This is a genomic window from Sphingobium sp. TA15, from assembly GCF_037101235.1.
GTDB classification, from domain to species: Bacteria; Pseudomonadota; Alphaproteobacteria; order Sphingomonadales; family Sphingomonadaceae; genus Sphingobium; species Sphingobium indicum.
In genome coordinates, this window is sequence record NZ_AP025355.1 from 300,079 (window position 1) to 320,970 (window position 20,892).

Annotated in this window: 19 protein-coding genes; 13 read left to right on the forward strand and 6 right to left on the reverse strand. The window is 64.8% G+C overall.

The window, feature by feature from the left end:
• Window positions 1-204 precede the first annotated feature (204 nt).
• The 7 genes from Sj15T_RS01560 to Sj15T_RS01590 all read left to right on the forward strand — a co-directional run bounded on the left by Sj15T_RS01560 (window position 205) and on the right by Sj15T_RS01590 (window position 9,710).
• Window positions 205-1,050, forward strand: coding sequence for a hypothetical protein (locus tag Sj15T_RS01560; protein WP_013039587.1), 846 nt, complete (start codon window positions 205-207; stop codon window positions 1,048-1,050).
• Window positions 947-2,536 carry a DNA polymerase Y family protein gene (locus tag Sj15T_RS01565; protein ID WP_041385774.1) on the forward strand — a complete coding sequence of 530 codons (1,590 nt, stop codon included), beginning with the start codon at window positions 947-949 and terminating at the stop codon, window positions 2,534-2,536. The genes Sj15T_RS01560 and Sj15T_RS01565 overlap by 104 nt, the downstream gene beginning before the upstream one ends.
• Window positions 2,533-6,102 carry an error-prone DNA polymerase gene (locus tag Sj15T_RS01570; RefSeq protein WP_013039589.1) on the forward strand — a complete coding sequence of 1,190 codons (3,570 nt, stop codon included), beginning with the start codon at window positions 2,533-2,535 and terminating at the stop codon, window positions 6,100-6,102. Before Sj15T_RS01565 ends, Sj15T_RS01570 begins: the two co-directional genes overlap by 4 nt.
• A gap of 293 nt (window positions 6,103-6,395) precedes the next feature.
• The gene (locus Sj15T_RS01575) at window positions 6,396-7,652 is read left to right on the forward strand and encodes a pilus assembly protein TadG-related protein (RefSeq protein ID WP_013039590.1); all 1,257 of its coding nucleotides are present in this window, start codon (window positions 6,396-6,398) and stop codon (window positions 7,650-7,652) included.
• Window positions 7,649-8,122 (forward strand): TadE/TadG family type IV pilus assembly protein, encoded by a 474-nt coding sequence (locus Sj15T_RS01580; protein ID WP_007684687.1) that lies wholly within the window; start codon window positions 7,649-7,651, stop codon window positions 8,120-8,122. Before Sj15T_RS01575 ends, Sj15T_RS01580 begins: the two co-directional genes overlap by 4 nt.
• Entirely contained in the window at window positions 8,119-8,499 is a 381-nt protein-coding gene (locus Sj15T_RS01585) for a TadE family protein (RefSeq protein ID WP_013039591.1), read from the forward strand. The genes Sj15T_RS01580 and Sj15T_RS01585 overlap by 4 nt, the downstream gene beginning before the upstream one ends.
• 170 nt (window positions 8,500-8,669) lie before the next feature.
• The gene (locus tag Sj15T_RS01590; RefSeq protein WP_007684691.1) at window positions 8,670-9,710 is read left to right on the forward strand and encodes a rod shape-determining protein; all 1,041 of its coding nucleotides are present in this window, start codon (window positions 8,670-8,672) and stop codon (window positions 9,708-9,710) included.
• Between the two features lie 202 nt (window positions 9,711-9,912).
• On the opposite strand, the gene Sj15T_RS01595 is transcribed toward Sj15T_RS01590, so the two are convergent.
• The 5 genes from Sj15T_RS01595 to Sj15T_RS01615 form a co-directional block, all read right to left on the reverse strand.
• Window positions 9,913-10,920, reverse strand: a complete 1,008-nt coding sequence (locus Sj15T_RS01595; RefSeq protein WP_007684693.1) for a class 1 fructose-bisphosphatase — start codon at window positions 10,918-10,920, stop codon at window positions 9,913-9,915.
• A 181-nt stretch (window positions 10,921-11,101) separates the two neighbouring features.
• Complete coding sequence (locus tag Sj15T_RS01600; protein ID WP_013039593.1) at window positions 11,102-11,863, reverse strand: TIGR02186 family protein; 762 nt, start codon at window positions 11,861-11,863, stop codon at window positions 11,102-11,104.
• On the reverse strand, window positions 11,860-12,774 hold the full coding sequence (locus tag Sj15T_RS01605; RefSeq protein WP_013039594.1) for a sulfite exporter TauE/SafE family protein: 915 nt from the start codon (window positions 12,772-12,774) through the stop codon (window positions 11,860-11,862). Before Sj15T_RS01605 ends, Sj15T_RS01600 begins: the two co-directional genes overlap by 4 nt.
• Before the next feature lie 49 nt (window positions 12,775-12,823).
• Window positions 12,824-13,882 carry a hypothetical protein gene (locus Sj15T_RS01610; protein WP_013039595.1) on the reverse strand — a complete coding sequence of 353 codons (1,059 nt, stop codon included), beginning with the start codon at window positions 13,880-13,882 and terminating at the stop codon, window positions 12,824-12,826.
• Window positions 13,879-15,276, reverse strand: coding sequence for a glycosyl transferase family protein (locus Sj15T_RS01615; RefSeq protein WP_013039596.1), 1,398 nt, complete (start codon window positions 15,274-15,276; stop codon window positions 13,879-13,881). Before Sj15T_RS01615 ends, Sj15T_RS01610 begins: the two co-directional genes overlap by 4 nt.
• Before the next feature lie 115 nt (window positions 15,277-15,391).
• Here Sj15T_RS01615 and nhaA point away from each other — a divergent pair, with 115 nt between their 5' ends.
• Both nhaA and Sj15T_RS01625 read left to right on the forward strand, forming a co-directional pair.
• Complete coding sequence (gene nhaA, locus Sj15T_RS01620; RefSeq protein ID WP_013039597.1) at window positions 15,392-16,582, forward strand: Na+/H+ antiporter NhaA; 1,191 nt, start codon at window positions 15,392-15,394, stop codon at window positions 16,580-16,582.
• 152 nt (window positions 16,583-16,734) lie between these two features.
• Window positions 16,735-16,914, forward strand: coding sequence for a hypothetical protein (locus tag Sj15T_RS01625; RefSeq protein WP_007684706.1), 180 nt, complete (start codon window positions 16,735-16,737; stop codon window positions 16,912-16,914).
• Window positions 16,915-16,945: 31 nt separating this feature from the next.
• Here the strand turns inward: Sj15T_RS01625 and Sj15T_RS01630 are convergent, their stop codons facing one another.
• On the reverse strand, window positions 16,946-17,344 hold the full coding sequence (locus Sj15T_RS01630) for a low affinity iron permease family protein (protein WP_007684708.1): 399 nt from the start codon (window positions 17,342-17,344) through the stop codon (window positions 16,946-16,948).
• 70 nt (window positions 17,345-17,414) lie between these two features.
• Between Sj15T_RS01630 and Sj15T_RS01635 the strand changes: the two genes are divergently transcribed.
• From Sj15T_RS01635 to Sj15T_RS01650, 4 genes are all read left to right on the forward strand, one after another.
• On the forward strand, window positions 17,415-17,747 hold the full coding sequence (locus Sj15T_RS01635) for a hypothetical protein (protein ID WP_020818432.1): 333 nt from the start codon (window positions 17,415-17,417) through the stop codon (window positions 17,745-17,747).
• Window positions 17,748-17,886: 139 nt separating this feature from the next.
• Window positions 17,887-19,086, forward strand: a complete 1,200-nt coding sequence (sucC, locus tag Sj15T_RS01640; RefSeq protein WP_007684713.1) for an ADP-forming succinate--CoA ligase subunit beta — start codon at window positions 17,887-17,889, stop codon at window positions 19,084-19,086.
• A gap of 126 nt (window positions 19,087-19,212) precedes the next feature.
• Window positions 19,213-19,962 (forward strand): electron transfer flavoprotein subunit beta/FixA family protein, encoded by a 750-nt coding sequence (locus tag Sj15T_RS01645; RefSeq protein WP_013039599.1) that lies wholly within the window; start codon window positions 19,213-19,215, stop codon window positions 19,960-19,962.
• Entirely contained in the window at window positions 19,959-20,888 is a 930-nt protein-coding gene (locus Sj15T_RS01650; protein WP_013039600.1) for an FAD-binding protein, read from the forward strand. Before Sj15T_RS01645 ends, Sj15T_RS01650 begins: the two co-directional genes overlap by 4 nt.
• Window positions 20,889-20,892: the final 4 nt, after the last annotated feature.

A 20,892-nucleotide genomic window follows, 5' to 3' on the forward strand; every position in this document is an offset into this window, starting at 1 on the left:
GGCAGGCGCTCGCAGCCTTTCAATCCGGCATTTCGAGTCGCCTCGGTAACACCCGCTTCGGCAACTTACAGAAAAAAGGCTGATGGGGGAAGCGGTTGGGAAATGGATGGGTGCGGGCGTCGCTTGCGCCTTTTCCGGTTTGGGCCTTCACGCCCGATTGACAGCGTCCGCCATTGCGACGAAAAGAACAAATAGGGAACATATATGGCTGAGTCGGTGAAGACCCTCGCCGCCCTCAGGCGGCATATCGCATCGCTGGAGGGCGTTCCAGCCGCGCAGACCCATGCGCGGGTGGAAACCGGCCATGCGCCGCTCGACCATGCGCTGGACGGCGGTCTGGCGCGGGGCCGTGTGCATGAATTCTTCGCCGCGGCGGATGAAGCGGCGGCGGGGGCCGGCCTGGCCCTGATTTTAGCGCGGCTGGCGGCGGGGGAAGCGCCCCTGCTCTGGCTGCGCACGGCGGCGGCGGGCCGGGCCGGAGGCATGCCTTATGGTCCTGGACTGGCGGCATTTGGCATCGATCCCGCCCGGCTGCTGATCGGCGTGATGGCCGATGAGGCCATGCTGCTGCGGGCGGCGGTCGATGCGCTGCGCTGCCCCGCGCTGGGCGCGCTGCTGGCGGAATTGCGCGGTCCGGCGCCCTTGCTGGACCTGACCGCCAGCCGGCGGCTGGCGCTGGCGGCGGAGTCGTCCGGCGTCACGGCCTTCCTGTTGCGGGTAAGCGGCGATCCGGTGCCGAGCGCGGCGGACACGCGCTGGCGCGTGGCGGCGGCGCCATCGCCGCCCTTGCCGGGGAATGGGCCGGGCAGGAGCGCCTTCGACCTCAGCCTGCTGCGGCGGCGGGCGGGGCGGGATGGGCTTTGCTGGCGGCTGGCCTGGGACAATGGCCGGGGCATGTTTGAAGAAAGGGAAGGTGGGCGCGATGAACGCCATGGCCTTGGACAGGATGGCGGCGGACGGGACGGCGGAGGACGCGATGGGCAAGCGCCGCTATCTGGCGCTGTGGTTCCCGTTCCTGCCGATCGACCGGCTGCGCATCGCGCGGCCTGACCTCTGGGCGCAGGGCGAAGGACCGGCCGTCGTCGTCGAGCAGGTGCGCGGCGCGATGCGGCTGGCGACGCTCGACGCCGATGCCTTGGCCCTGGGCCTGACGCCCGGCATGACGCTGGCCGATGCGCGTGCGCGGGAGCCCGAACTGCGCGTGTTCGATGCCGATCCCCATGGCGACCAGGACTGGCTGGAGCGGCTCTGCGACGGTTGCGCCCGCTATACGCCGGTCGCTGCGCTGGATTCGCCCTTCGGCCTGATGCTCGACATTAGCGGCTGCGCGCATCTCTGGGGCGGGGAGGACATGCTGGCGCGAGAGGCGACGGAGCGGCTGGAGCGCCATGGCATGCGGGTGCGCCATGCCCTTGCCGGAACGGCGGAAGGCGCGCATGCGCTGTGCCGTTTTCCGGTCGGCGCTGCGGCGGACGAGGATGCGGCGCTGCGCCGCCTGCCGGTGGAGGCGTTGCGGCTGGAGGATGAAAGCGCGGTGGCGCTGCGCCGGGCGGGGTTGCGGACGGTGGGCGATCTGGCGGCGCGGCCGGCGGCGGTCCTGGCGTCGCGCTTCGGCGAGGAGGCGGTGGACGCGTTGAATAACCTGCTGGGGCTGGGGCGGCGGCCGCTCGCGCCCCGGCGGTCGCGCCCGGCGATCCGGATCGAGCGGCGCTTTGCCGAGCCGATGGGCAGCACCGCCTTTGCCCTCCGGACGCTGGAGGAGATGGCGGCCGAGGCGGGGGAGCGGCTCAGCGAACGCGGGCAGGGCGGGCGGCGGTTCGAGGCGCTGTTCTTCCGCAGCGACGGCCTCGCCTTTCCCTTGCGGGTGGAAACCAGCCTGCCGGTGCGGGACGCGCCCGCGATCATGCGGCTGGTGCAGGAACGGATCGATGCGCTGTCCGATCCGCTGGACCCCGGTTTCGGCTTCGACATGCTGCGCCTTGCCGTGCAGCGGGCGGAGCCGATGGCGCCGACGCAACTGGCGCTGGAAGGGGGAGAGGCGCGTCGCGAGGAAAGCGTCGCGGCCCTGGTCGACCGGCTGTCGATCCGGGCAGGCCGGGCGCGCATCCAGCGGCTTCACCCGAAGGACAGCCATGTCCCCGAACAGGCCCAGCTTGCCCTGCCCGCCGTGGAAAGCCGCGCCCCCATGAACTGGCCGCAGGAGGGGGAGGAGGGGGAGCCGCCCATGCGCCCGCTGCATCTGTTCGATCCGCCCCAGCCGATCGACGTGGTGGCCGAGGTGCCCGATGGTCCGCCGCATCGCTTCCGCTGGCGCAAGGCATTGCATGAAGTAACGCGCTATGAAGGCCCCGAACGCATCGCGCCCCCATGGTGGACGGCCAGGGACGGCGCTCTGGAGGGGGAAAGCGTGGGGCTGACCCGCGACTATTATCGGGTCGAGGATGCGCGGGGGCGGCGCTACTGGATATTCCGCAACGGGCTTTACGGCGCCGAAGCGGAACACCCCGGCTGGTACATCCATGGCCTGTTCGCATGAAGCGCCACGGCAAGGGCCCCGACCCGTCCAGGCCCAAATCCATCGACCGGCGCGAACTCAACGCGCTGGAGAAGGCGCGCCGGAAGCCCCGTGGCGAACCTTCGCCGACCGGATTGCCCAAGGCGCCGCCCTTTGCCGAACTGGTGGCGGCGACCAATTTCTCCTTCCTGCGCGGGGCATCCCATCCGCAGGACATGGTGGCGCGCGCCATCGCCCTGGGGCTTGAGGGGCTGGGCATAGCCGACCGCAACAGCGTCGCCGGGGTGGTCCGCGCCCATGTGGCGCGCAAGCGCTGGCCCGAACGGATGCGCGCCGCCTTGCTGGAGGCGCGCAAGGAAGCGGGACAGCCGCTGGAACTCAGCGAAGAGGAGGAGCGCGCCTGCCGGACCGACCTGCGGCTGGTCGTCGGCGCCAGGCTGGTCTTCGTGGACGGCACGCCGGACATCGTCGCCTATCCGGCGACCCGGCGGGGTTGGGGCGAGCTCACCAAATTGCTGACCCTCGGCAATCTCCGTTCGGTGAAGGGCGACTGCATCCTTCGCTATGAGGATCTGACCGCCTATCTGGACGATCTGCTGCTGATCGTGATGCCTGGCTCCACCGCCACCCAACAGACCGCGCATCGCAAGCCGGTGGACTATGAACATGACGACCGGCCGTCGCAGGAAGCGATCAGGCAGGGCCATCTCAGCCTCGTGCCGCCGCCGGCTCCGTCCGACCTGGAAGCTCTGCTGGTCCGATTGTCGCATCTTGCGCCGCGCCGGGTCTGGCTGGCGGCGGCATTGCGGCGGGATGGGCGGGATGCGCGGCGGCTGGCGCAGTTCAAGGGGCTTTCGGCGATAACGGGCGTGCCCTTGCTGGCGACCATGGACGCGCTCTATGCCAGCCCGGCGCAGCGTCCCCTTCAGGACGTGCTGGGCTGCATTCGCGAAGGCACCACCATCGCCAGGGCAGGACGCCTGCTGGAGGCGAATGCGGAAAGGCATGTCCATGACCCTGCCGAAATCGCCCATCTGTTCCGCGATTGCCCGGAAGCGGTGGCGGAAAGCGGAGATTTCCTGAGCCGGGTGCATTTCACGCTCGACCAGCTTTCCTATGAATATCCCCATGAACCCGTGCCGGAAGGATGGACGGCGCAGCAATGGCTGGAGGAACTGACCTGGTCCGCCGCCCATGTCCGCTATGGCGCGCGCCTTCCCCTGAAAGTGCGCCAGACGCTGCAAGAAGAATTCAGTCTCATCGCCAAGCGCAACTATGCCTATTATTTCCTGACCGTGCACGACATCGTCGCCTTTGCCCGGACGAAGGGAATCCTTTGCCAGGGGCGCGGATCGGCGGCGAACAGCATGGTCTGCTTCCTGCTGGGGGTGACGTCCATCGACCCGTTCAGGCATGACCTGCTCTTTTCCCGCTTCGTATCCGAAGATCGCAACGAACCGCCCGACATCGACGTCGATTTCGAACATGAGCGGCGCGAGGAGGTGATGCAATATATCTACGAACGCTATGGCCGCCATCGCGCCGGGATCGCCGCGACCGTCATCCATTACCGTTCGCGCAGCGCCGTGCGGGAAGTGGCGAAGGTGCTGGGTCTTGGCGAGGATGTGTCGGCCCGCCTCTCCAGCACGGTCTGGGGCAGCTATTCGAGCGACATGAACGACGTCCGGATCGTGGAGGCGGGCTTCGCGCTCGACAATCCGCAGATCGCGCAGTTGAAGGCGGTTGTCGACCAGTTGCTGTCAGAGCCCTTTCCGCGCCACCTTTCGCAGCATGTGGGGGGCTTCGTGCTGACGCAGAACCGGCTGGATGAGACGGTGCCGCTGCATCATGCGGCGATGGAGGATCGCAGCTTCATCGAATGGGACAAGGACGACATCGACGCCCTTGGCCTGATGAAGGTCGACGTGCTGGCGCTGGGGATGTTGAGCTGCATCCGCCGGGCGTTCGACCTGATGCGGGAACAGGGGCTGGGCGACCATCAGTTGACGGTCGATATGGAGGCGCAGGACGAAGCCGTCTACGACATGCTGTGCAAGGGCGACAGCATCGGCGTGTTCCAGGTGGAAAGCAGGGCGCAGATCAACATGCTGCCGCGCCTGAAACCCCGTTCGATCTATGACCTGACCGTGCAGGTGGCGATCGTTCGTCCTGGACCGATCGAGGGCAATATGGTCCATCCCTATCTGCGGCGACGATGCGGGGACGAGAAGGTCGAATATCCCCGGCCATCCCCGCATCATGGGCCGGCCGACGAACTGCAGAAATTGCTGGGCGAAACTTATGGCGTGCCGCTGTTCCAGGAACAGGCGATGAAGCTCGCCATCACGGCGGCAGGCTTCGAGCCGGCGGAGGCCGACGCCCTGCGCCGCGCCATGGCGACATTCCGCAATGTCGGCACGATCCATCATTTCCGCGAGAAGATGATCAGGGGCATGGTGGAGCGCGGCTATGAGGCGGAGTTCGCCGAACGATGCTTCAAGCAGATCGAGGGTTTCGGCAGCTACGGCTTTCCCGAAAGCCATGCATTGTCCTTCGCGCGGCTGGTCTATGTGTCGGCCTGGATCAAATGCCACCAGCCTGCCGTGTTCGCCTGCGCGCTCCTCAATTCGCAGCCCATGGGTTTCTATGCCCCGGCCCAGATCGTGCGCGATGCGCGGGAGCATGGCGTCACCGTGCATGATGTCGATGTGAATATGAGCGGGTGGGACAATGCGCTGGAACCGCTGCTGCGGTCGCGGGACGGCGGGCGGGGCGAGGGAGAGGGGCGAGCCCTGGCGTTGCGCCTGGGACTGCGGCAGGTGGAGGGTTTTCGCGAGGATTGGGCGAAGCGACTGGTCGCGGCGCGGAAGGAAGGGCTGTTTTCCACCATGGAGGATCTGGCGCGGCGGGCGGGATTGCCGGCGCGGGCCTTGCGATTGCTGGCGGATGCCGATGCCTGCCGCTCGCTGGGGAAGGACCGGCGGACCGCCCTGTGGGAAGCGCGGCGGACGCCTTCGGACGAATTGCCCCTGTTCGCCGCCGCCAAGGCCCGGGAATTGGGGGAGGAGCCGGATGCGATGCTGCCCGCCATGGCTTTGTCCGAGCATGTCGAGGCCGATTATCTGGTGACGCGCCTGTCGCTCAAGGGACATCCGATGCAATTCCTGCGCCCGGTCTTCGCGGCGGAAGGCGTGCTGAGCTGCGCCCAGATTTCGGCGGCGAGGAACGGGACGCTGGTGAAGACGGCGGGCGTGGTGCTGGTGCGGCAGCGGCCGGGCAAGGGCAATGCGGTCTTCATCACCATCGAGGATGAGACGGGGATCACCAATATCCTTTTGTGGGCGCGGTTGTTCGAAATGCAGCGGCGCCCGGTCATGGCGTCGCGGCTGATGCTGGTCGAAGGGGAAGTGCAGCGCAGCAAGGAAGGCGTCGTCCACCTGATGGCATCCCGCGTGCATGACAGGACGGCGGAATTGTCGCGGCTTTCGCAAACGGATGTGCAGGAACCTTCCCGCATGCGTCCTCGGCATGCCTCCGGGCATCCGCGCAATGTGCGGATATTGCCGCAATCGCGGGATTTTCATTGATGCGGGAGGAAGTTTGCGGCTGCCTTTTGAGGAGTTACTTACGGATGTGAATAATGGTTGGGGGATTTTTCAAATATATATGATAATATTCATGTAACATTTATAAATTCTCTCATATTATTTTTGGCATAGATACAAAATCTGCGAATTAAATTTCCATATACAATTATACCGAAGGATATATACTATAAAATATACCTAATTTATGTTAGGAAATCATGATTCATTAACCCGCATTATTTAAAATCCCGCCTGTGTTCTGGAGCGATGATCCGCGCAGAAAGGGAATGGGAATGTTCGGCAGAGCGGTGGGGCGATTGCTGCGGGACAGGACTGGGAATGTCCTGATGATGGCGGCTGCCTCCATGCCCCTATTAGTGGGCGCGGCGGGGCTGGCGACCGATACGGTGCAATGGACCCTCTGGAAACGGCAGATCCAGCGGCAGGCGGACAGCGCCGCGCTGGCGGGAGCTTATGCGGTGGCGCAGGGCTTCAACGCGTCCGACAGCGCGACAGCGGACATCAGCCGCATGGCGCTCGTCGCCCTGACGCAGACTCCGACGATCGAAAATGCGCCTACCAGCGGTCCATTCGCCGGCAATGCCCAGGCGGTGAGGGTGGTGCTGCAAACCTCCGCGGAACTGCCCTTTTCGAAGATATTGGGGGTGAAGGCGCCGGTTATTTATGGCGAGGCGACCGCTGCGGTAGTGGGCAGCGGCGATTATTGCGTCGTGTCGCTGGAAAAGACGAGTACGGTCGGCATCACGCTCCAGGGCAATGCCACGGTCAATCTGGGCTGCGGCATAGTTACCAATTCGCGGGCATCCAACGCGGTCTATGCAGGCGGCAGCAGCACGGTGGCGGCGACTCCGGTGGCGGCGGTGGGCGGCCTTACGTCCAGTTCCAACTATGTCTCGCCGACCACGCTGCTGCCCTACAGCATTCCGGTGCAGGATCCCTATGCTGGGCTACCTACTCCCAACGTTTCCGGCTGTTCGGCCAAGGTCAGCGTCAACCCACAACAAAGCGTAGTGAGTCCACCATTGCAACCTGGCTGCTACAAGGGCTTCGACATCAAGGGCACGCTAACCATGGCACCCGGCGTCTATTATGTCGACGGTGGCACTTTCGATGTGGGCTCGCAGGCGGTGATCAACGGTACCGATGTCACCATCATCCTGACCAGCAGCAACGCAGCCAGCAATCCCAGTTCCATCGCGACCGTCAGCATCAACGGGGGCGCGACGCTCAACCTGAAGGCGCCGACGGACACCGCCAACCCCTATCATGGCGTCCTGTTCTATCAGGACCGGCGCGCGCTGGATTCGGGAACCAACACGATCAACGGCAATGCGAGTTCGGTCTTGCAAGGCGCTTTCTATTTTCCGGGCCAGGCAATGTCGTTCAGCGGCACGTCGGGCATGACCACCGACTGCGTGAAGATGGTGGGCAAGCGCGTCACCTTCATCGGCAACAGCAATATCGTCAATCAATGCAAAGATACGGGAGTCGACAAATTCACGGCAACGCTGGTGAAGCTAGTGGGATGATGAAGCGGCTGCTCTCCGACCGATACGGCAACAGCACGGTCGAACTGGCGATCATCATGCCTGTCCTGGTGTTGCTGACCTGCATGGCGGGCGACGTCGCCATGGCGTTCAAGGCGAAGATCGGGCTCCAGCGCGCGGCGGAGCGCACGGCGCAATTGGCGGCCGCGGGCGGCTACACCAACGACACCACCGACACTTCGAAGGCCTATAATAATCTGGCCGCCGACGCGGCGGCCGCTGCCGGCGTTCCGACCGGCAACGTTACCGTCACGCCCACGCTGCTCTGCAATGCCACCGTGCAGACCGCCAGTCCCGAAGTTCCATGCCCCGACGGTCAGCAGACGAAGCGCTATGTCGCGATCGCCATTTCAGGCACCTATACGCCGATGTTCGCCAAGCTCATGCCCAACAGCCTGTGGTCGTCCCAGGGGATCGCACTCACCGGCTCGGCCTCGGTGAGGCTGCAATGATCCGGCTGGCGCGGGACCAGCGCGGCGCGGCGGCGATCGAATTCGTCCTCGCCGTGCCGCCGTTCATCATGCTGTTGATGGGCGCGCTGCAACTGGGCATCATCGCCTGCGCGCGCACCGGCCTGCAACACGCGGTGGACGAAGGCGCGCGCTATGCCAGCATCTTCCCCAGGCCCACCGACGAAGAGATCATCGCCAAGGTGAGGAGCCGTGAATTCGGCCTCGATCCCGCCTATACCAATGATCCGACGGTCGTCCAAGGCACGCAATATGGCGTTTCCTACAGGGAAATCACCATGACCTATTCGCGGCCATTGAACTTTATCGTCTACCAGACCCCGGCCATATCGATCAGCTATACCCGGCGAGCCTATTAGGCCGCAAACTCGTAAATGGCGCACCTCGAACGCGCCATTTACGAGTTTACGGCCTAACGCCTCAACTGGCCCCGGATACCGGACGGGCCGTCGCACCCTGCTTCTGCTTGCGGAGGGGGCTGTGCAGGGGAAGCCTTCCCGCTCCCCATCGCAGATCGTCCGCCATTCGCATGAAACTGCCGCGCTTCTTTTCCTCTTCCGCCTGCGACATGGCCATCGACCTTGGAACCGTGAACACGGTCATCTATGTGCGCGACCGGGGCATCGTCCTCAACGAGCCCTCCGTCATCGCGATCGAGACCCGGGACGGCATTCGCAAGGTCAAGGTGGTCGGCAACGAAGCCAAGCTGATGATGGGAAAGACGCCCGCCGGCATCCAGGCGATCCGGCCGTTGCGCGACGGCGTGATCGCGGACATCGACGTGGCCGAGCAGATGATCAAGCATTTCATCGACAAGGCGCTGAACGGCGCTAACCGCTTCGGCCGCCGCCATGAAGTGGTGATCTGCGTGCCGACAGGCTCCACCATGGTGGAACGGCGCGCCCTGCGCGACGCCGCCTCCAACGCGGGGGCCTATCGGGTCCAGCTTATAGAGGAGCCCATGGCCGCCGCGATCGGCGCAGGTCTGCCCGTCACGGAGCCGCGCGGGGCAATGGTGGTCGACATCGGCGGCGGGACGACGGAGGTCGCCGTCCTGTCCCTGCGCGGCATCGCCTACAGCAGTTCGGCGCGGGTCGGCGGCGACAGGCTGGATGACGCCATCGCTTCCCATATCCGTCGCACGCATAATCTGATGATCGGCGAAGCGACGTCGGAACGGGTGAAATGCGAAATAGGCGCCGCGACCTCGCCCGATGGCGAAGGCCGTCGCATGACAGTGAAGGGCCGGGATCTGGTGAACGGCCGCCCTGCCGAAATGTCGATCAGCGAGGCGGAGATCGTGGATGCGCTGTCCGAGCCTGTCGGCCAGATCAAGATGGCGGTGATGACCGCGCTGGAACAGACGGCGCCGGAACTGTCCGCGGACATCATCGAGGAGGGGATCACCCTGACGGGCGGCGGCGCGCTGCTCCGGCGGCTGGACGAAGCGTTGTCCGACGCGACGGGACTGCCCGTCACGGTCGCGGACAAGCCGCTGATCTGCGTGGCCATGGGTGCGGGCCGGGCGCTGGAAGACCGCGCTTATGACGGCGTGCTGACCATTTCCTGACAACCGCCTGCCGCTGGTGGGCGGGAGTTGGCGCGGATTCCCGCCACTCCTCCATTCGTCACCCCGGGCTTGACCCGGAGTCCCGCTGCCTTGGACGAAGCGCGCACTCAGAAAGAAAGCGGGACCCCGGGTCAAGCCCGGGGTGACGAAAATCAATGATGGGAAGTGGCCCACTCCTCCAGGCCGCCCGTGCTCAGCGATTCTACCCTTCCCGCCCATAGGCGACCACGGTTTCCACCTCCGCCTTGTCGCCCAGCACGACGCCGACGCGCTGGTGCAGTCCGGTTGCCTTGACCTCCATGATCCGCTGATAGCCGTTGCTGGCGGCGCCGCCGGCCTGCTCCACCAGGAAGGACATGGGGTTCGCCTCATACATCAGCCGCAGCCGCGCCTTGTCGGCATAGCGGTGATCGGCGGGATAGAGGAAGATGCCGCCCCGTTTCAGGATGCGATGCACGTCGGCCACCATCGAAGCGGTCCAGCGCATGTTGTAATCCTTGCCCAGCGGCCCCTCCGTGCCCTGGATGCGTTCCTCTATGTAGCGCGCGATGCCGGGCGACCATTGCCGCCGCCGGGCCATGTTGATGGCGAATTCGGCATTGCCCTGCGGCATTTCCATCGGCCCGTCGGTCATCCGCCACGATCCGATTTCGCGGTCCAGCGTGAATTCGTAGACGCCCGTCCCGATGGTCAACACCAGCAGCGTCTGCGGCCCGTAGATCGCATAGCCCGCCGCGACCTGCTGCGTGCCGGGCTGGAGGAAATCCTGCTCCGTCACCTCGCGGCCCGAACATTCCTCCGGCGCCTTGAGCACGGAGAAGATCGTGCCCACGCTCAGGTCGACATCGATATTGCTGGAACCGTCGATCGGATCGAACAGCAGCAGATATTCGCCCTTGGGATAGCGATTGGGGATGCGATGGATCGTCTCCATCTCCTCCGAAGCCATGGCGGCCAGGTGCCCGCCCCATTCATTGGCGTCCAGCAGCAGTTCGTTGGCGATGACGTCCAGCTTCTTCTGCACCTCCCCCTGCACATTCTCGCTGCCCAGGCTGCCCAGCACTTCGCCCAGCGCGCCCTTGGACACGCTGTGGCTGATCGTCTTGCAGGTGCGCGCGACGGTTTCGATCAGCAGGCGCAATTGCGGCGGGATGGCATTGGCCTGGCGCTGCTGCTCGATCAGGAAGCGGGTGAGGGTGACGGATTGCATAGGCGGTTTACTCGCTCAAGAGAATATGGCGCGCGGAACGCACGCCATGCGTGGGACCGCAAATGCCGTAGCGGCCGGAAAGCCATCGGAAAAGCGCCAATTCATAACGCCCCTGTGACGAAGGACGACCCGTTCGCGCTTCGGGACTGACCGCTATTCAATGGCAAAATGTCCATCCGTCCTAGACCCGCTTGGCGATGGCGCCCGCCGCCCATCCCATCCCGACCGCCAGCATCATCGCGACCAGGCCATAGGCGAAGGGCCATTGTTCGGCCGCGACGGCCATGAAGCGTTCGAACCCCGATTTGCGGACGGTGATGTCGCGCACGGCGGCGGCCACCACGCGGCCATCCTGCACGAGGAAGGTTTCCGCCGTATAATCGCCCACGATCACGCGCGCCGAAAGCGGCAGCCGGGCGCGATAGAGCACGCCGTCGGTGATTTCGACCGTTCCGGGCCGCTCGACATAGAGCCCGGCGCGTTCCCTGAGGTCGATCAACCCCTTCTGGAACCGATCCAGTTCCGCGCTGTCGTTGAGCGAGGAGGGCGAAAGCTGGAGCTTGTCCACGCCCATCTCGTAGATCGCGGCCGTCCGCTCATCGACCACCTTGTCGACCGGCCGGGACGATGCGATGGCGTAGAAGCTGGGGGCCGAGCGGAAGCGCGCGCTGTCGGCATTGACCCAGATGCCGGCAACCTTCCGCTTTTCGCGCATCGTGATCGACTGGTCCGGCCCCTTCAGCACGACCATGATGTCCGGCGGCTTGCTGGGCCGCCGCCCGTCGGGATAGACGATCGCGCCGAACAGCAGCAGGTCTGCGCCGGTGAAGCTATATTGTATTTCCACGTCCCGCTGGGACACGTCGGGCACCAGCATCGGTTCGTCCGCCGCGGTCAGCAGCAGCAGGGCCGGGGGCAGCGCCAGAAGCGCCCGCCGCCTCACCGGATCTCCACAGTATAGATTTCGTCGGGACGGAACCCCAGGCCCAGCGCCATCCGCGCCGCGACCAGCAGAACGATCGCGGCCAGCAGGATGCGCAGATATTCGGGCCGGATCGTCATGGAGATGCGCGTCCCCAACTGTGCCCCGGTGACGCTGCCGATCAGCAGCAGCAGCGCCAGCACCAGGTCGACCGCATGGGTCGTCATGGCGTGCATCATCGTCGTCGCCATGGTCACGAACAATATCTGGAACAGCGACGTGCCGACCACCGACTGGGTCGTCATGCCCAGCAGATAGAGCATCGCCGGGACCAGGATGAACCCGCCGCCCACGCCGAGCAGCATGGTGAGGATGCCTGTCGCCATGCCCAGCAGCAGCGGCGCCAGCGGAGAGATGTAGAGCCCCGACCGATAGAAGCGCCACCGCATCGGCATGGCGGCGACCAGCGGATGATGCCGCCTCTTGCGCGCCTGGATCTTCCTGCCGGTCTTGAGCGCGACCAGAGCCTGTATGGACTCCTTCGCCATCAGTAATCCGATGCCGCCCAGCATCAGCACGTAGAGAATGCCGATCACCGTGTCGATCTGCCCTATGACTTGCAACATGCGGAAGATCAGCACGCCCAGGCCCGCGCCCACCACGCCGCCGGCGATCAGCACGCCGCCCATGCGGAAGTCGACCGTGCCGCGCGCCATATGGGTGAAGACGCCGGACACGCTGGCGCCCGTCACCTGGCTGGCCGCCGAAGCCGCCGCGACGGTCGGCGGGATGCCGTAGAAGATCAGCAGAGGCGTCGTCAGAAATCCGCCGCCGACCCCGAACATGCCGGAAAGCAGGCCCACCACGCCGCCCAGGGCAATGATGACCAGCGCATTCACCGACAGGTTGGCGATGGGCAGATAGAGATCCATGCGGTTCCTGGGTTAAGCCCAATATGCGGAGAGATAAAGGCGCAGCCGCTTAAAAATCAGCCCCCAACGTGACGGCGAGGCCGGAAGGCGGCGCTGCCCGGCCTGCAACGCGTTCCCGCCATTCGATGCTCAACCTTGCCGCGGCGGGTTTAAGCGGCAGGCGCATTTGAAGCTCCGGGCCGATGTCCAGCCGCTCGACCTGCGGTTGCGCGCCGCCGGAGAGGCTGCTGCCGATCCGCACGGGCGAATGGCCGAGCGGCGACAGCAGCGACATCTTGCCGTCGACGAACAGGTCGCGAGAGCGGAAACCGACCATGCCGCCCTGCGCATAGGCTTCGGCTTCCAGAAAGCGAGCGAGCGGCGTCGGCCCGAAACCGCCCACGGCCAGCACGGCATTGGCGTTGCGCCCGCCCTTGCCCAGCGCGATCCGTCTCTCAGCCGCGAAGCTGATCGCAATGCTGCGTGCCGGCTGCCATGCCAAGCCCAACGCCGCTTCGGGAGAAGCCGGATCGTTGAGCGCGGCGCTGGCTCGCGCATAAGCGGTCGCCCGGCTCGACGCCTGCGGGGTCAGATCGAAATCAAGGCGGACGCCCGATTGCGATCCGCCGAGCCTGCCGCCCGTCACCGCATCGGCGCGGGTCGCGCTTCCGTCGCGCCAGAACAGCCAGGCGCTGCCATGCCAACGCGCAACGCCTGCCGATGGAGGGGAAGCAGGAGGCAGGGCAGGCGCAGGGTTGATCGGTGCAGCGGTTTCACCGGCCTTGCCCATCTCCCATGCCGTCGAGGCTTCCTCTTTGGCGGCCAGGGCGGGGGAGTTCGCCCCCATCTTCCTGCCCGGCCGCGATAATGCCATGAAGCGCCTGGGCCGCGCGAGGGGCGCGGCGCCCGGCCCTGGGCGCGGCGTATCCCGCCAAAGCGGCAGGCCAAATCTTCTCGCCTTTACCGCTCCATTTTTCGAATAGGCGGCAGGATGGAAAGTCTCCTCATCGATCATTCCTGTCGCCGCATCGGGAAGGTCGCCCTCCGAACCGGCCAGGCGGATCGCGATCCAGCCCGTCATGACCAGGACGAAGAAGCGGAACGGGCGCCCCGTGGCGGCCTCGTTCATGCCGGAGAATCCAGGTCGGGAAAGCGGTGCTGCGTCTTGTCCCAGGTCAGCGGCCTGCCGACCAGCGACCGAAGATACAGGAACACCGCGCGACGGGCGGCCATCATCGCAATGATGTTCGCGATCAGCGTGCGCGGTATCGCCCCCAGCCCGAAGGCCCAGCCATAGGCGAGGCCCGCGAAAATCGCGCGCATCGCCATGCGCCAGATCATGAAGCCGAAGTTGATCCACAACAGCGCTTCGACCGTGGGCGTGGGATTGGGCACTGGAAAGGCGGTGAACAGGCTTCCGACCAACAGCACGCCCCAGAGCAGCAGCGCCAGATAGGCGGTGAACAGGATGAAGGCGGAAAGGGCGGCCGTGCGGTCCCGCATGCGCATCCACCATTCGGCGGGGCCGCCGTGCCAGCCCATGCGGTCCCACCCGGCAAGCGAAATGCCCACCATCCAGCGCGCCTTCTGTCTGACGGCGCCCTTCAGATTGTCGGGGAAATATTCCTTTGTCGCGACAAGTTGGCCGTCCCTGTCGCGCATGCGGACGAATATGCCGCGCCCGCCCATATTGCCGATGCGCAGCCCGACCTCATAATCCTCGGTCAGCGATTCCGGATCGAACGGTCCGCCGGTGGCGGGATTCACGAGCCGCTCCAATATCTGCCGCTCGAACGCGCAGGCGACCCCGGCCGAGGGCATGGACGCGCCCATGGCTTCGCGCACGGTCAGGAACTTGCCATGACTCTCTGAGAATTCGTCGCAGTAATGATTGGCTATGGCCCTCGACCACCAACCGCCATGGCCGCGCAGCGGCAGGACCGGGAGCTGGACGAGCTGGAATCGGTCCGTCATCAGATCGAACAGCAGGATCTCGTCGCGGTGGACGACATCTTCCGCATCGTGCAGCGCGATCGCCTTGAAGCGGACCCCCGTGCGTTCCTCCTCCCGCAGCATGGCGCGCCAGGCTACGTTCAGGCAATCGGCCTTCGTCGTCGGTCCGTCCCGTTCGTTGATGCACAGGATCAGCCGATCGTTCCCCGCGGCCAGGGGCGCGAGGATGTCCAACGTCGCCCGGTCATTGGGATAGACGCCGACGAAGATCCGATAATCCTGATCGCCCCACTGGCCCAGCGCATTGTCCAGCATCGGGCCGATCACATCGGCCTCCTGCCAGGCGGGTATGAAGATGGCGATGCGGCCTGGCCGCGGCGAAACCGGAAGGGTCGCGGTCGTCATTCGTCGGTGGCGCGAATAGATAATCAACTTGCGCCACAGCCTTCGACACAGGAAGACCATGTCTATGATGAAATCATCGATTCCGCCGATCGCCAGTCCCACCACCGCGAACAGCAGGATTTCATGATGAACCCTCGCCAGAACAGCGAAGATCGCTTCCCCCACGGAATGTAACTCCCTATCTCCGCTGATCACCATATGGCAGCAAAGATTTGATTCTCAAATATTAATTCATTGCCATATCGAAACTATATTGAGTCCCGACGTCGCAGGAGCAAGCATGATCAACCGTCCATCCTCGGCATTGCGCGATTTCCTGAGGAGCGAAGCGGGCAGCGGCGTCCTGCTGATGGCGGCCGCTTCCATGGCCATGCTGTTCGCCAATCTGCCCGGCGCGGCGGGGCACTTCCATCACGCCTTCGTCCATGCCGGGATCGGGCCGGAACTGAAGCCCGGCCTGGGCCGCATGACCGTCCACCTGTGGGTCAATGACGGGCTGATGGCGATCTTCTTCCTGCTGGTGGGGCTGGAGATCAAGCGCGAACTGGTCGACGGAGGCCTTTCGACATGGGAACGCAGGCGGTTGCCGTTCATCGCGGCGGCGGCGGGCATGGTCGTGCCGGCCTGCGTCTATCTCGCCATCGCCGGGGGGCAATCCGCCCTCTCGAACGGCTGGGCCATTCCGGCGGCCACCGACATCGCCTTTGCGATCGGCGTGGTGGCGCTGCTGGGGCGGCGGGTGCCGGCCTCGCTCAAACTGATGCTGACGGCCATCGCCATCGTCGACGACATGGGGGCTGTCGCGATCATCGCGCTGGTTTACACCCAGGGCATCGACCTGGCCGCCCTGGGCGGCGCGGCGGCGATGCTCCTGTTGATGTGGGGGCTCAACCGCTTGCGGATTCAGGCGCTCTCACCCTATCTCCTGATCTTCGCGGTCCTGTGGTATTTCACCCTGCTTTCGGGCGTGCATGCGACCGTGTCCGGCGTGCTGACGGCGATGTTCATCCCGATCAAGCCCACGCCCGGCGCGCCGGACGCCGTCGACAGCCCGCTGCATCGGCTGGAGCATGCGGTGCATCCCTGGAGCGCTTATCTGATCGTGCCGCTTTTCGGCTTCGTCAATGCGGGCGTGCCGGTGGATCGCACGGTGATCGGCATGCTGTTTACGCCATTGCCGCTGGGCGTGGCGCTTGGCCTGTTCTTCGGCAAGCAGATCGGCATCTTCGGCGGAATCTGGCTGGCGGACCGTTGGGGGATCGCGGAAAGGCCCGGCGGCGCAAGCTGGGCGCAGGTCTATGGCATGGCGCTTCTTTGCGGCATCGGTTTTACGATGAGCCTCTTCATCGGCGCTCTCGCCTTCCCCCATTCCCCGACGCTTGTCGAGCAGGCGAAGATCGGCATTCTCGCCGGCTCGCTGCTTTCGGCCATCATGGGCTATCTCGTCCTGCGCGGCGCCAGGCGACCCTGAGGATCGGGATTATCCGCCAGGCCGCTCCTTCCATGCGCCGGATGGAATCGCATGGCCATTGGCCCGATGCTATCGTGCGCCTGCCGTAGAGCGACTCGCACAAGATGCGAACCCCAACCAATCTCTTTCAGCGATCAGGTAGGAGGGTGAATATGAATGGGGAGATGGATGTCAACTATCTGCTTCACAGGCAGCAGGTTGCAATGATCCGCGCGCAGATGAGCCGGTCGGCAAAGGGCCGGGAAGCCTATGAAGGCCTTGCGCGCGGCTATACGGATCGGATCGACGCCTATCGCCGCCGGAATGAAAGGCTGGTCGATCTGGCGCATTAAAGCCGCGCGCTCTGGCGGAGCCGGCCAGCGATCATCTTCGTTCGATCAGCCGCTCTATCGATTGGCGGTGCGTTTCATTGTCGCCGCATTCCTTTTCCAGAACCGACTTGATCTGCTCCAGTTCCGCTTCGGTCAGATGCTCGATGCCGATGAATTCATTGCGCGCCGTCGACATGGCGCGGATCAATTCGTCCATTTTCGCCTGGATGGCGGAGCTGTCGCGATTTTGCGCATTCTGGATCAGGAAGACCATCAGGAAAGTGACGATCGTCGTGCCGGTGTTGATGATAAGCTGCCAGGTGTCGGAATAATGGAAGATCGGGCCAGTCACGATCCAGCCCAGGATCACCAGCACGGCCAGGATGAAGGCCGCAGGCTGGCCCGACCAACTCGCGATCCGGTGGGCAAAGGCCGTGAAAATCCTGTCCATCTCTCTTTTTCTCCTTTGGCCGCGGCAAGCATTTAGCCTCTGTTCAGACCATGCTTGCCATGAAGCGGGGATGACAGCCATCCCCCTCCGTTCGCTGGCCTGCGGGCTCGGCGCTTCCCTCCTTCTCATGTCCTGCGCGACCGTGTCGCCCGAATCGCGTCTTCGCGCGGGGCTGATCGATGCGGGCATATCACCCCGCATGGCGGCCTGCATGGCCGAAAGGATGGTCGACCGGCTGAGCCTGCCGCAACTCCGCAGGCTCCAGTCGCTGGCCTCGCTCCGCAAGTCTCACATGGCGGACATGACCGTCGATCGGTTCCTCTTCAAGGTCCGCGCGCTGGAGGATCCGGAGATATTTGCCGTGACCAGCAAGGCGGCGATCATCTGCGCCATCGATCGCTGATTCCGCAATAAGGCCGGGGATCGCTTCGCAAGGTTTTGCAATTTTGCAAAGTTGATTTGCGAAATTCGCTGGCATTGCCCCTTTGCCTGTGCTTAGCCGCTGATCACAAGAGTTTCAGCGGAAAGGACGGGCGAGCCCCATGAACATCCACGAATATCAGGCGAAGGAGCTGCTGGCGAAATATGGCGCGCCGATCGCCGCCGGCTATGCAGCCTTCTCCGTCGAGGAAGCCGTCGAGGCTGCCAAGAAGCTGCCTGGGCCGCTCTATGTCGTGAAGTCGCAGATCCACGCCGGCGGCCGCGGCAAGGGCAAGTTCAAGGAACTCGGTCCCGATGCGAAGGGGGGCGTCCGCCTGGCCTTCAACCTGGACGAGGTGAAGGCCCACGCCGCCGACATGCTGGGCAACACGCTGGTCACCATCCAGACCGGCGAAGCGGGCAAGCAGGTCAACCGCCTCTACGTCACCGACGGCGCCGACATCGCCAAGGAATTCTACCTGGCTCTGCTGGTCGACCGCGCCACCGGCCGCGTGGCCTTCGTCGTGTCGACCGAGGGCGGCATGGACATCGAGGAAGTCGCCCACTCGACCCCTGAGAAGATCCATACCTTCGCCGTCGATCCGGCCACCGGCTTCATGCCGCACCATGGCCGCGCCGTCGCCGCCGCGCTGGAACTGACCGGCGATCAGGCGAAGCAGGCCGCCAAGGTCGCATCCTCGCTCTATGAAGCCTTCCTGGCGACCGACGCCTCGCAGATCGAAATCAACCCGCTGGCCGTCACCCAGCAGGGCAACCTGCTCGTCCTCGACGCCAAGGTCGGCTTCGACGGCAACGCGCTGTTCCGTCACAAGGACATCGTCGAGCTGCGCGACCTGACCGAGGAAGACGCGGCTGAGGTCGAGGCTTCGGAATATGACCTCGCCTACATCAAGCTGGACGGCAATATCGGCTGCATGGTGAACGGCGCCGGCCTGGCCATGGCGACCATGGACATCATCAAGCTGAACGGCGAATTCCCCGCCAACTTCCTGGACGTCGGCGGCGGCGCTTCCAAGGAGAAGGTGACCGCAGCCTTCAAGATCATCCTAAAGGATCCGGCGGTGAAGGGCATTCTCGTCAATATCTTCGGCGGCATCATGAAGTGCGACATCATTGCCGACGGCATCGTCGCCGCCGCCAAGGACGTGAACCTGTCGGTTCCGCTGGTCGTCCGCCTGGAAGGCACGAACGTCCAGCAGGGCAAGGACATTCTCGCGGCTTCGGGCCTGGCCATCGTCCCGGCGGACGATCTGGGCGACGCGGCCAGGAAGATCGTGGCGGAAGTGAGGAAGGCGGCCTGACGCAGCTTTACGCCTGAACAAGACACCAAAAGGGGTGCGGGTGGTCCGGGAACGGGCCGCCCGCGCCCTCGTTCGCATTTGCTGGCGCATCTGCGGGCATGGCGTGAATGAAGGAAGGATGTTGAGATGAAGATCCTTGTGCCCGTGAAGCGGGTGATTGATTACAATGTGAAGCCTCGGGTGAAGGCGGATGGAACGGGCGTCGACCTGGCGAACGTCAAGATGAGCATGAACCCGTTTGACGAGATCGCGGTCGAGGAAGCCATCCGCCTGAAGGAAAAGGGCGTGGCGACCGAGGTGGTCGCCGTGTCGATCGGCGTCGCCAAGGCGCAGGAGACGCTGCGCACGGCTCTGGCCATGGGAGCGGACCGGGCGATCCTGATCCAGACCGATGACGAGGTGGAACCGCTGGGCGTCGCCAAGCTGCTCGCCAAGGTGCAGGAAGAGGAAGGCGCCGGCCTCATCATCCTGGGCAAGCAGGCGATCGACGACGACAGCAACCAGACCGGCCAGATGCTCGCCGCGCTGCTGAACCTGCCGCAGGGCACCTTCGCCAGCAAGGTGGAGGTCGAGGGCGACAAGGTCAGCGTGACCCGCGAAGTGGACGGCGGCCTGGAGACGGTGAAGCTCAACACGCCCGCCATCATCACCACCGACCTGCGCCTGAACGAGCCGCGCTATGCTTCGCTGCCCAACATCATGAAGGCGAAGTCGAAGCCGCTGGCGACCAAGGCGCCCGCCGATTACGGCGTGGACATTTCGCCGAGGCTGGAGACGCTTTCCGTGGCCGAACCGGCCAAGCGTTCGGCCGGCGTGAAGGTGGCTGACGTCGATGAACTGGTCGCGAAGCTCAAGGCTCTGGGAGTTGCCGCATGAAGACGCTTGTCTGGGTTGAACATGAGGGCGGCGCCGTCAAGGACGCGACCCTTTCCGCCGTCACCGCCGCATCGAAGCTGGGTGAAGTGCATCTGCTGGTCGCCGGTCAGGACGTCGGCGGCGTTGCCGCCGAAGCCGCCAGGATCGCTGGCGTGGGCAAGGTCCATGTCGCGGACGACGCCGCTTTCGGTCATGCGCTGGCCGAGAATGTCGCGCCGCTGGTCGTCGAACTGATGGGCAGCCATGACGCTTTCGTCGCGCCGGCCACCAGCAACGGCAAGAATATCGCGCCGCGTGTCGCCGCGCTGCTCGACGTGATGCAGATCAGCGACATTTTGTCGGTCGAGAGCGAAGACACGTTCACCCGGCCCATCTATGCCGGCAACGCCATCGCGACCGTCAAGTCGAAGGACGCCAAGAAGGTCATCACCGTTCGCGGCACGGCTTTCGAGAAGGCGGCCAAGGAAGGCGGCAACGGGGCGGTGGAAGCGGTGGCTTCGACCGGGGACAAGGGGCTGTCGTCCTTCGTCGGGGCGGAGATCGCCAAGCTGGAGCGGCCGGAGCTGACTTCTGCCAAGGTGATCGTGTCGGGCGGTCGCGCGCTGAAGGACGGCGAGACGTTCGAGGCAACCATCTTCCCGCTGGCGGACAAGCTGGGCGCGGCGGTCGGTGCGAGCCGCGCCGCGGTCGACGCGGGTTATGTGCCGAACGACTATCAGGTCGGGCAGACCGGCAAGATCGTGGCGCCGGAAGTCTATATCGCCGTGGGCATTTCCGGGGCGATCCAGCATCTGGCGGGGATGAAGGACAGCAAGACCATCATCGCCATCAACAAGGATGAGGATGCGCCGATCTTCCAGGTGGCGGACATCGGGCTGGTCGGCGACCTGTTCAAGGTCGTGCCGGAGCTGGTCGAGAAGCTGTAAGCCT

Bases quoted from the DNA above. Each gene is read 5' to 3' on its own strand.
- Sj15T_RS01560 (WP_013039587.1), top strand. From the start codon at position 205: ATGGCTGAGTCGGTGAAGACCCTCGCCGCCCTCAGGCGGCATATCGCA.
- Sj15T_RS01565 (WP_041385774.1), top strand. From the start codon at position 947: ATGGCGGCGGACGGGACGGCGGAGGACGCGATGGGCAAGCGCCGCTAT.
- Sj15T_RS01570 (WP_013039589.1), top strand. From the start codon at position 2,533: ATGAAGCGCCACGGCAAGGGCCCCGACCCGTCCAGGCCCAAATCCATC.
- Sj15T_RS01575 (WP_013039590.1), top strand. From the start codon at position 6,396: ATGTTCGGCAGAGCGGTGGGGCGATTGCTGCGGGACAGGACTGGGAAT.
- Sj15T_RS01580 (WP_007684687.1), top strand. From the start codon at position 7,649: ATGATGAAGCGGCTGCTCTCCGACCGATACGGCAACAGCACGGTCGAA.
- Sj15T_RS01585 (WP_013039591.1), top strand. From the start codon at position 8,119: ATGATCCGGCTGGCGCGGGACCAGCGCGGCGCGGCGGCGATCGAATTC.
- Sj15T_RS01590 (WP_007684691.1), top strand. From the start codon at position 8,670: ATGAAACTGCCGCGCTTCTTTTCCTCTTCCGCCTGCGACATGGCCATC.
- Sj15T_RS01595 (WP_007684693.1), bottom strand. From the start codon at position 10,920: ATGCAATCCGTCACCCTCACCCGCTTCCTGATCGAGCAGCAGCGCCAG.
- Sj15T_RS01605 (WP_013039594.1), bottom strand. From the start codon at position 12,774: ATGGATCTCTATCTGCCCATCGCCAACCTGTCGGTGAATGCGCTGGTC.
- Sj15T_RS01610 (WP_013039595.1), bottom strand. From the start codon at position 13,882: ATGAACGAGGCCGCCACGGGGCGCCCGTTCCGCTTCTTCGTCCTGGTC.
- nhaA (WP_013039597.1), top strand. From the start codon at position 15,392: ATGATCAACCGTCCATCCTCGGCATTGCGCGATTTCCTGAGGAGCGAA.
- Sj15T_RS01625 (WP_007684706.1), top strand. From the start codon at position 16,735: ATGAATGGGGAGATGGATGTCAACTATCTGCTTCACAGGCAGCAGGTT.
- Sj15T_RS01630 (WP_007684708.1), bottom strand. From the start codon at position 17,344: ATGGACAGGATTTTCACGGCCTTTGCCCACCGGATCGCGAGTTGGTCG.
- Sj15T_RS01635 (WP_020818432.1), top strand. From the start codon at position 17,415: ATGACAGCCATCCCCCTCCGTTCGCTGGCCTGCGGGCTCGGCGCTTCC.
- sucC (WP_007684713.1), top strand. From the start codon at position 17,887: ATGAACATCCACGAATATCAGGCGAAGGAGCTGCTGGCGAAATATGGC.
- Sj15T_RS01645 (WP_013039599.1), top strand. From the start codon at position 19,213: ATGAAGATCCTTGTGCCCGTGAAGCGGGTGATTGATTACAATGTGAAG.
- Sj15T_RS01650 (WP_013039600.1), top strand. From the start codon at position 19,959: ATGAAGACGCTTGTCTGGGTTGAACATGAGGGCGGCGCCGTCAAGGAC.